Origin of the sequence: Nocardioides sp. Root190, assembly GCF_001428565.1 — a bacterium.
Taxonomy (GTDB): domain Bacteria; phylum Actinomycetota; class Actinomycetes; order Propionibacteriales; family Nocardioidaceae; genus Nocardioides.
The window spans coordinates 262,537-272,223 of sequence record NZ_LMIA01000013.1 but is presented as its reverse complement, the minus strand read 5'-3'; the positions used below and the strand labels follow the sequence as shown (position 1 = coordinate 272,223).

The window sequence follows — 9,687 nt, the reverse complement described above, 5'->3', positions numbered from 1 at the left end:
GCCAGCGCTACCTTCGGTGCCATGAAGCGAGCACTTGCGATCTCAGCACTTGTGATGACAGCGGCCCTCGCTGGATGCGCCGAAGAGACTGGCGGCAAGGTGGATGACAACCCTCCCGCTGGGTCCAACGCGGGTTCGGAAGACGAGTCCGAGGACGTAGTCGAGGAGGAGCCCACCGAGGCCGAGACTTCTGAGGCACCTGAGAACCCTGCGTTCGGCACTGCCTTTACGTGGGAGAACGGCCTCAGCGTCACCGTGAGCAAGACGAAACCGTTCAAGCCCAGCGACAGTGCGATGGCGGGCAAGGGCACTCACATCAGCTTCACCATCACGGTCGTCAACGGCACGGGTGCCAACTACGACCCATCGTGTGACTCATTCAGTTTGCAGTCCGGCAACGAGGAGGCGGAGCAAATTTTCGACTCCGCGAAGGGACTCGAAGGTAGCCCAAGCACGACGCTGTTGGACGGACGTGAGGCGAAGTACCAAGTTGGGTTCTCCGTCACGGACCCGAATGACTTGGTGTTTGAGTTCTCGCCCTGTGACTACGAACTGTCGGCAGCGATTTTCGTCGGGCCCTGATCCCCCGGGCGAGGGACCAAGTGCCGTCGTACGGGCTGGTTCGTAGGGCTCCGGGGGAGAAGTTGATTAGATCCATTCGCCGCGGCGAAGGGTGATCAACTTCGGGCCGAGGCGCGAAGTTGGATGATCGGAAATCCAGTCACATGACCGGATTTCCGGTCATGGCGGCGTCGGGCCCCGGCACCGGAGCCGGGGGTGTCGAGGCCCCTCGCTTCGCTCGTCGCACCTCAACCAACGGCGGGGGCTCGGGCTACTCGACCAACGGCGGGGCTCGGCGGGTCAGGTGAGGCGGGCGCGCCCGGCCTCGAGCGCGGCGACGCACCCCGACCACATCTCCTCCAGCACCTGCGCGACGGGCAGGACGGCGTCGATCCGGGCGGAGACCTGGCCGGTGTTGGCGACGCTCGCCTCCATCTCGCCGCCGAAGTAGAGGTCGGTGATCTTCTCGAGGAGGTTCACCGGCGGGCCGCCCGCGAGGACGTTGTCGGAGTGGCCGTTGCGCAGCACGCGCATGGTCGGGTTCGACGGGGGAGAGATGAGGACGGTGCTGGCGTCGTCGGCGCCGACGATGGCGTCCTTGAAGTTCGCGTGCACGGCCGCCTCGGTGGTGGCGAGCATCCGCGTGCCCATCTGGACGCCCTCGGCGCCCAGCACGAACGCCGCCGCCATCGACTGGGCGTCGCTGATGCCCCCCGCCGCGATGAGGGGTACGTCGACGCGCGAGGCCACCAGCGGCAGCAGCACCATCGTCGAGGCACCCAGGGCGCTCTTGAAGCCGCCGCCCTCGACCCCTTCGACGACGAGCCCGTCCACGCCGGCGTCGACGGCCTTCATCGCCGCGCGCAGCGTCCCGACGACGTGGAAGACCGTGAGGCCTGCGTCCTTGAGCCGGGCGGTGAACAGCGCGGGATCGCCGGCCGAGGTGGCGACGTACTTCACGCCGGACTCCGCGATCGTCTCGACGATCGAGGGGTCCCTCTTCCAGCCCTGGATCATCAGGTTGGCGCCGACCGGACGCGACGTCAGCTCGCGCACCCGGGCGAGGTCATCGCGACCGCCCGGCGACAGGGTCTCGATGACGCCCATCCCGCCGGCCTCGGACACGGCGACCGCGAGAGCGGCGTTGGCGATGAAGGTCATCGGGGCCTGGACGATGGGAATCTCGATCCCGAGCAAATCCTGAACGCGGTTGGTCACGAAGAAAGGGGTACCACGAGGACTCGGACCACGGGCGCCTGCGCGCCGGAACGGAGCAAGAATGACCCGCAGCGACGTCGTCGTCGTCGGAGCCGGCCTCGCGGGGCTGACCGCCGCGGACCGCCTCACCCAATCCGGGCTGGAGGTCGTCGTGCTGGAGGCGAGCGACGGTGTCGGCGGTCGGATCCGGACGGACCGCGTCGACGGGTTCCTGCTGGACCGCGGGTTCCAGGTGCTCAACACCGCCTACCCGGCCGCGCGCCGGGTCCTCGACCTCGCTGCCCTCGACCTGCAGCGCTTCGACCGCGCGGCGCTCCTGCACCTCGACGGCCGCAACGTCCGCGTCGGCGACCCGCGCCGCGAGCTGCTCGCGCTGCCGCGGGCAGTCGCGGCGCCGCTGGGTGGGGTGCGCAGCAAGGCCGCGCTGGCGGCGTACGCCGCGACGGTGACTGCGGAGCCGACCTCGCGGATCAAGCGCCAGGACGACGTGGCGGCGATCGAGCACTGGGCGAGCCGCGGGCTGAGTGGCGACGTGGTCGACCGCGTGCTGCGGCCGTTCTTCAGCGGCGTGCTGCTGGAGGAGGAGCTGACGACGTCGTCGCGGTTCGTCGACCTGATGATGCGGATGTTCGCCCGCGGCGACTCGACGCTGCCGGCCGGCGGGATGCAGCAGCTCGCCGAGCAGCTGGCGGTCCGCCTGCCCGATGGCAGCGTGCGCCTCGACACCCGGGTCCAGTCGGTGACCGGCAGCCAGGTCACGACGGACGCCGGGACCTTCGAGGCGCGGGCCGTCGTCGTCGCGACCGACGCCGACAGCGCCGACACGCTGCTCGGCGGATCCTTCGGCGCGACCGAGTGGAAGGGCGTCACCACGATCTACCACGCCACCGACGAGGCTCCCCAGAGCACGCCGACGCTGCTGCTCGATCCCGACCCGGCCAGCCCGGTCAACAACACCGTGGTCATCTCAGCCGCCGCGCCGTCGTACGCACCCGACGGGCGGGCGCTCGTCGCGACCTCGCTGGTGCACGGTCGCCAGCAGGCGTTCGACGAGCGGGCGGTGCGCGAGCGGCTGGCGGTGCTGCACGGGACGTCGACGTCGGGGTGGGAGCACTTGGCGACGTACGACGTCCCGCGCTCGCTGCCCGCGATGCCCGCGCCGCACGACTTCCGCAAGCCCGTGCGCCACGGCGAGGTCTTCGTCTGCGGCGACCACCGCGACACCAGCTCGATCCAGGGAGCGCTGGTCTCCGGGGAACGGGTCGCACGCGCGGTCAGCGCCGACCTCGGCGTCCGGTAAATCGGTGGAGCCTGCCTGCTGCGTCGAGCTAGCGTGGCGGGCATGACGCAGTACTTCTTCCCCCTCGTCTGAGCCGGCCCTCGCCACAGCACCCCGCGCGATCGCGCCGGGTGCGCTCAGACATCCCAGGAGAAGCACATGTTGTTGTTGGTCACCGGCGCCTCGGGCGTCGGCAAGTCAGTCGCGCGCGTCCACGCGATGCGCGAGCTCGACGGGTCCTTCGAGGGCGCCGAGCTGTTCACGCTCGGCCCCATCCCTGCCGTGCCCACGATCGCGTGGCGCCAGGAGCAGACCGAGGTGGCGGTACGACGCGCGCTCGACCTCGAGGCGGACGGTCGGCACCTGTTGCTGGCCGGCGACCCCATCGCCGCCGGCGAGGTGCTCGCCGCTCCCTCGGCGGACCGGATCGACGTCGCCGTCCTCCTGCTCGACGCGGACGAGGCGACCCAATCGGCTCGGCTCGACGCGCGCCAGGACCCTCCGGAGCTGCGGCACCTGCACCATGGGTTCGCGGCCTGGATGCGGCATCATGCCGTGGATCCGTCGTACGTCCCCGAGGCGCTCACCACCGACGCATGGCCGGAGATGCGGTGGGACCGGTGGGTCGGGCGTCAGCCCGGTCCGGAGTGGGCGATGACGGTGCTCGACACCTCACAGCTCGGCGTCGAGGAGGTCGCCCACCGGGTGGCCACGTGGTTTCGGGAGGCGGTGTCCGGTCGGGTCCCGGTGTTCCGCGCCGGCTGGTTCCGCTGATGGTTCGACGGAACTGAGGGGACCGGAGGGTGGCCCGAGGCCTGGCGTGGGGCGCATGCCCGACCTCACGACGCGCCTGCGCCACGACCTCGGCGCCGTCACCTCCGGCGCACAGACCTGGCTTCGGCGAACGCTCGCTGGCGCTTGCACCTCGGAGAAACCCACGCACCGCGGTGGAGAGGACCACGCACCTCGGTGGAGAAAACCAGGCACTTCGCGGGTCAGGCGGGATTGCCCCGAAGGTCGGTCAGCCGGGCGCCGCTCGGGCTCGCGACCTTCAACCAGACGCCGCGGTCGGTGGGGAGCGGGCGGGCGGCGACGGCGGTGCAGGCCAGCGGCTCGGGACCGCAGAGCTCGCCGAGCACGCCGCCCTCGAGGTCGAGCAGGTCGAACGGCTCGTTGGGGACCATCGTGGTGCCGGCGGGGGTGAGCTGCCCGTTCCACTGGAAGACCCGCGGCTGGCTGCGCGCATCCTCGGCCGGCACCGTCACCACGGCATTGCCCTGGAAGACGACGGCCTGCAGCACGTCGGTGCTGCCGGTCGCCTCCTCGATCGCGAAGGCGAGGTCGGCCATGCCCTGGTTGGTGAAGAGGTCGACGTCCGAGCCGGTGCTCGTCCAGGTGTCGGTGTCGCTCCGGATGTCGGTGTCGGTGATGACGGTCGTGGTCGAGGTTCCCGCCTCGTCACCGCCGCCCAACGCCGACATGACCGCCCAGCCGCCCACGCCGAGCCCGACGACGATGCCGGCGAAGCCGAGGAGCAGGCCGCCGGCCCGGGTGCGGGTACGACGTTGCTGGCCGCGGGCGTCGTACGGCGTGAAGGTGCCGCCTGCGTCGTACGGCGACGACGGCTGTTGGCCGTAGGTGCGCCACTCCGATGGGGGCTCGGACATGGCGCGATCCTACGGTCAGTCGACGGTGACTTCGATGGTCTGGTCGGGCAGGCCGGGTGCGCTGACGGTGACGGTCGCCGAGCCGTGGGAGACGCCGGCGATCGTGAGTGCCACCGGGGTCGCGTAGTTCGCCGGTGTCAGGACGACCTCGGCCGGAGTGACGGTGGCCTTGTTGGTGGCGTCGGACGACACGGTGAGGGTGACGTCGGCGACCGGCTGGAAGGCCAGCCGGACACTCACCTGGCCCTCGGCTCCGGCGACGACGGTCAGGTCGTCCGCGGACAGCACCACCGCCTGGGTGTCGTCGTCGGTCACGTCGACCACCACCGTGTCGCTGAGTGCGCCTGCGCTGACGGTCAGGGTGGCCGAGGCGGCGACCAGGTCGTCGTCCTCGGTCCCCGCGACCGTGACGGTGGCGGTCGTCTGCCCGGCCAGGACCGTGACGCTCGACTCGGTCGGAGCCGCCGCGTCGGGGTCGTCGGAGGTGACGGCCACGACGGTGTCGACGGCCGGGGCAGCGGCCAGTGTCACCAGGAAGCTGGTCTCCTCGCCCTCGTCGACGACCACGGGTCCGACCGGCGCGGACACTGCCTGCACCGGACCGGTCGTGAGGTCCAGTGTTGCCGGAGCGCCCCTCCCGTCGGCGCCGACGGCGACCACGCGGTAGGCGTAGTCGGTGTCAGCCACCGCGGTGGTGTCCTGGTAGGTGGGCGTGGAGCTCGTACCCAGCGCCGTGAAGGCGCCGCCGTCAGTGCTGCGCTGCACTGTGTAGAGCGACACCGGCGCCACGGCGCCGTTCGAGGGAGCGCTCCAGGTGAGCGTCACGACGTACCCGCTCGTGCCGTGCAGCGCCTCGCCGTCGAGGCCGGTGACCTTGCCCGGAACCGGCCCGATGTCGTTCGACCAGTCACCGCAGCCGATCGCGTTGCAGGACCGGATGTCGAAGGAGTTGGCGATCGCGAGCGGACCGACCGCGAGCTCGGTCGCGCCGCCGTCCACGTCGACGGGGGTGCCGGCGACGCCACCCTGCGTCGCTCGGACGTCGTAGCCCGTGACCTCGGAGCCGCCGTCGCTGACGGGCAGGTCCCAGTCGAGGACGTGGGTCGCGGTCGTCTCGTCCCAGCCCAGGGTGATGTTCTGCGGCGCCGTCGGAGGGCCGGTCGGCCCGTTGGTCGACGTCTCCGTGGTGGGGCCGTGGCCGACCTTCGGGAAGGTCGATCGGGCACTCACCCGGAACCAGTAGGGCTGGCCGTTGGTCAGGCCGGACACGTTGAACGCGGTCGTCGCGCTGGTGCCTGCGTCCGTCCAGGTCTCCCCGTCGGTGCTCTGCTCGATGAGGTAGTCGGCGACGCCGGTCACCCACGGTGAGGCGGGCACCGGCGCGGTCCAGGTCAGTGCGACGGAGCCGTTGCCGGGGGTGGGCACGAGGTCGGTCACCGGCCCCGGTGCGGCGTACACACGGAACGGTCCGGCACCGGTGGGCGGGCTGAAGCCAGCGGCGTTGTGGGCGCGGATCCGGAACCAGTAGCGAGCGCCGGGCTCGAGCCCGGTGTAGAGGACGGGGGCGGCCGCGGTGGGCAGGGTCCTCGGCGACTTCGGGGTGGTCCAGGTCGCCGCATCGGTCGAGATCTCGACGCGGTAGTAGTCGATCGCGGCACCACCCGTGCTGAACGGGACGGTCCAGTAGACCCCGAGCGCGCTGTTGTGGGCATCGGCCTCCGGGACCCGAGGAGCGGTCGGCACCGTGCGTGGCCGGACGGCCACCGAGGCGCTCGCCGAGCCCCAACCGGAGCGGTTCCGCGCGAGCACACGGAAGTAGTAGAGGGCACCGTTCTGCAGGGAGGGGATCGTCGCGGACCGCCCGGAGCCGGTCGTGTACTTCACGTTGACCCACTTCGTCGTACCGCTGTTGCGCTGTTGTACGGCGTACGCGTCGACCCGCGACCCGCTCGAGCGCGCCGGCGCCGCCCACGTCACCTTCACGGCCTTGTTGAGAGGAGCGGCCTTGACCGTGCGCGGAGCCGTCGGCCGGGCCGCGGCCTCCGCCGCGGTGGACAGGCCGACGCCGGAGACGAGAGTGATGAGAAGCGAAGCCGCGAGAACGCGCGCCAGGAACCGCATGGGAGCCCTCCTTCGGACTCCCGGACGCTACCGCGGGAGCACGCCGGTACGGCCCGTCGGTCGGGATCCTTTACCTTCCGGTCCCGGAGCGACGGACCGCCGGAGCGGCAGAGCGGCGCGGCGTCAGGAGTCGAAGCCGAGACCCAGGCGGTCCAGGGTGCGCAGCCACAGGTTCCGCCTGCCGGTGACGTCGGCGCGGGCGGCGGCGCGGGTGGTGAGCTGGATGCCGATCCAGGCGATCGGCTCGGGCGGGAACGGCAGCGGCTTCTCGCGCACCATCGCCAACCGGGTCCGCTCGGTCTCCTCACCGGAGAGGAGGTCGAGCATCACGTCGGCGGCGAACCGGGAGGCGCCGACCCCGAGGCCGGTGAAGCCCGTGGCGTAGGCGACCCGGCCCCGCTTCGCCAGACCGAAGAACGCGCAGAAGCGCGTGCACGTGTCGATCACGCCGCCCCAACGATGGCTGAACGCCAGGTCCTCCAGCTGAGGGAAGGTCTCGTAGAAGTGCTCGGCGAGCACGCGGTGCGTCTGCGGGCGTTGCTCGTGGGCAGGGTCGATCGACCGGCCGAAGTGGTAGACGGCGTCGTAGCCGCCCCAGAGGATCCGGTCGTCCTCGGTCAGGCGGTAGTAGTGGAAGAGGTTGCCGGAGTCGGCGACGCCGCACCGGCTCTCCCAGCCGAGGGAGGCGAGCTGCGCGGGTGACAGCGGTTCGGTGGCCAGCACGTGGTCGTAGACGGGTACGACGCGCCGGCGCGCCGTGCGCAGCAGCGACGTGAACGCGTTGGTCGCCATCACCACCTGTCCAGCGCGGATCGTGCCGCCCGGGGTGGAGGCCTCGACGACGTCGCCGCGTCGGCGCAGCCGGGTCACCGAGGTGCCCTCGGCGATCACGACCCCGAGCGACTCGGCGGCCCCCGCCAGACCCCACGCCAGCCGCGCCGGGTCGACCATCGCGCACCCCTCGGCGTCGAGCCGTCCGGCGAGGTAGGTGGGGGAGTCGACCAGTCCTCGCACGGCCGCGGCGTCGAGGAACCCGTCGGTCGTGGGTTCGAGGACCTCCACCTCGTGCGCGCGCGTCGCGACGGTGAGCTGTCCGGTGCGCCGGAAGTCGCAGTCGATGCCGTAGCGGGCGACGGCCGCCTCGATCTCGTCGAGGTTGGCCAGCCCCATCTCCTCGAGCGCGTCGTACTCGTCGGGCCAGCGCTCCCGACCGTTGGCCTCGCCGTGGGTCAGGCTGGCCTCGCAGAACCCGCCGTTGCGTCCCGTCGCCTGCTCGGCGATCCGGTCGCGCTCGACCAGGAGCACCGACCGGTCCGGGTGGCGCTCCTTGGCGCGCAGCGCCGCCCACAGGCCGGTGAAGCCGCCGCCGACGACGAGCAGGTCGACGTCGGCCTCGACCACCGGAGGACGTGGCGCCGGACGTCGTACCGAGTCCAACCAGAGGACCTCCGGAGCAGCGGCGTCGGCGAGCGCATGGGCGCGGGTGGGGCTCACTGCTCGCGCTGGCCCCACGGCGAGCCGTACGCCGTCAGCAGGTCCAAGAAGGGCACGGCGTCGAACGCCTCGGGACCGAGCACGCCAGCGCCCTGCCAGGCGCCGGTCGCGAGCAGCTCCAGGGCGATGACCGGGTTGATGGCGGTCTGCCACACGACGCACTGGTGGCCGTACTCGCGCATCGTCCACTCGTTGTCGACCACGTGGTAGAGGTACGTCGACCGCGGTGCGCCGTCCTTGCCCGTGCCCGTGACCCACAGCCCGGCGCAGGTCTTGCCCTTCATCCGGGGCCCGACCGTGGCCGGGTCGGGGAGCACGGCGGCGACCACGTCGCGCGGGGAGACCTCGACGCCCTTGACCCGCACCTTCTCGGTGCGGTCGAGACCGAGGGTGTGGAGCACCTTGAGGATCGTGATGAACTCGTCGCCGAGCCCGTACTTGAAGGTGGCGCGCCGACAGTCGATCCAGCGCGGCATGAGGAGCACCTCCTCGTGCTCGACGTTCACGCACTCCACCGGACCGATGCCCTCGGGGAAGTCGAAGACCTCGGGCTCGCTGAACGGGGGAGTCGTCGACCACTCGCCGTCCTGCCAGATCACCGGCGGGTTGAGGCACTCTTCGATCGTGGTCCACATCGAGAACGACGGCGCGAAGATCTCGTTGCCGTCGTCGTCGGTCACGACCAGGTTGGCGCCGTCCCTGGTGCCGAGCTCGTCGATCTCGGAGAAGAGGTGGTCGGCCGCGTAGCGCGCGAACACGTCGGACAGTCCGGGCTCGACGCCCATCCCGACGAGGGCGAGCCGGCCTTCCTGCTCCCACTGCTCGGCAACGGCGAACTGCTCGTCACCGAGCTTCACCCCGCACTGCTCGTACGGCGCCGTGGGGTGCGGTCGCGAGAGGGACATCGCCATGTCGAGGTAGTCCGCGCCGGCCGCGAAGGCGCCGTCGAAGATCGACATGTTGAAGACCGGGTCGACCGCGTTCATCACGTGGGTGATCGCGTGCTCCTGGCACAGCGCCGTGACGGACCCGGCCGACGAGGCATCGACCTGCGCGGCGAGGTACCGGCCGTCGATCGCGGCCGCCGCAGCTGCCTTCGCCGGGTCGTAGTCGGCCACCACGATCGTCTCGAAGAAGTCGCGCCGGGCCGCGATCGCGGCGAACGCGCCACCCACGCCGCCGGCGCCGATCAGCAGGATCCTCATGTCAGTTCCTTGTCGTTGGTCGAGGAGGTCGCGCAGCGATGTCGGCCGTTGGTTGAGGAGGTCGCGCAGCGATGTCGGCCGTTGGTTGAGGAGGTCGCGCAGCGACCGTCTCGAAACCTCTGGCCATGGTGCTGGAAGTCAG

The 9,687-nt window shown here is 71.2% G+C and carries 8 protein-coding genes; 3 read left to right on the top strand and 5 right to left on the bottom strand.

Translation table 11 applies throughout. The features are described from left to right. Positions 1-21 precede the first annotated feature (21 nt). Entirely contained in the window at positions 22-582 is a 561-nt protein-coding gene (locus tag ASE01_RS21865) for a hypothetical protein (RefSeq protein WP_157537711.1), read from the top strand. A gap of 279 nt (positions 583-861) precedes the next feature. Here ASE01_RS21865 and ASE01_RS21860 read toward each other — a convergent pair whose 3' ends face one another. Further along, a complete protein-coding gene (locus tag ASE01_RS21860; protein ID WP_056757737.1) occupies positions 862-1,779 on the bottom strand; it encodes an NAD(P)H-dependent flavin oxidoreductase in 918 nt (305 codons plus the stop codon). A 61-nt stretch (positions 1,780-1,840) separates the two neighbouring features. On the opposite strand from ASE01_RS21860, the gene ASE01_RS21855 reads away from it, so the two are divergent. Both ASE01_RS21855 and ASE01_RS21850 read left to right on the top strand, forming a co-directional pair. Next, on the top strand, positions 1,841-3,079 hold the full coding sequence (locus ASE01_RS21855) for an NAD(P)/FAD-dependent oxidoreductase (protein WP_056757734.1): 1,239 nt from the start codon (positions 1,841-1,843) through the stop codon (positions 3,077-3,079). A gap of 138 nt (positions 3,080-3,217) precedes the next feature. Continuing rightward, positions 3,218-3,832: a hypothetical protein gene (locus tag ASE01_RS21850; RefSeq protein WP_056757731.1), complete on the top strand. Its 615-nt coding sequence runs from the start codon at positions 3,218-3,220 to the stop codon at positions 3,830-3,832. A 221-nt stretch (positions 3,833-4,053) separates the two neighbouring features. Here the strand turns inward: ASE01_RS21850 and ASE01_RS21845 are convergent, their stop codons facing one another. The 4 genes from ASE01_RS21845 to ASE01_RS21830 all read right to left on the bottom strand — a co-directional run bounded on the left by ASE01_RS21845 (position 4,054) and on the right by ASE01_RS21830 (position 9,545). Beyond that, positions 4,054-4,725, bottom strand: coding sequence for a hypothetical protein (locus tag ASE01_RS21845; RefSeq protein WP_056757729.1), 672 nt, complete (start codon positions 4,723-4,725; stop codon positions 4,054-4,056). Between the two features lie 15 nt (positions 4,726-4,740). Further along, a complete protein-coding gene (locus ASE01_RS21840; RefSeq protein ID WP_056757724.1) occupies positions 4,741-6,846 on the bottom strand; it encodes a fibronectin type III domain-containing protein in 2,106 nt (701 codons plus the stop codon). A 123-nt stretch (positions 6,847-6,969) separates the two neighbouring features. Beyond that, a complete protein-coding gene (locus ASE01_RS21835; RefSeq protein WP_200958955.1) occupies positions 6,970-8,340 on the bottom strand; it encodes an NAD(P)/FAD-dependent oxidoreductase in 1,371 nt (456 codons plus the stop codon). After that, positions 8,337-9,545, bottom strand: a complete 1,209-nt coding sequence (locus ASE01_RS21830) for a saccharopine dehydrogenase family protein (protein WP_056757717.1) — start codon at positions 9,543-9,545, stop codon at positions 8,337-8,339. The genes ASE01_RS21835 and ASE01_RS21830 overlap by 4 nt, the downstream gene beginning before the upstream one ends. Positions 9,546-9,687 lie beyond the last annotated feature (142 nt).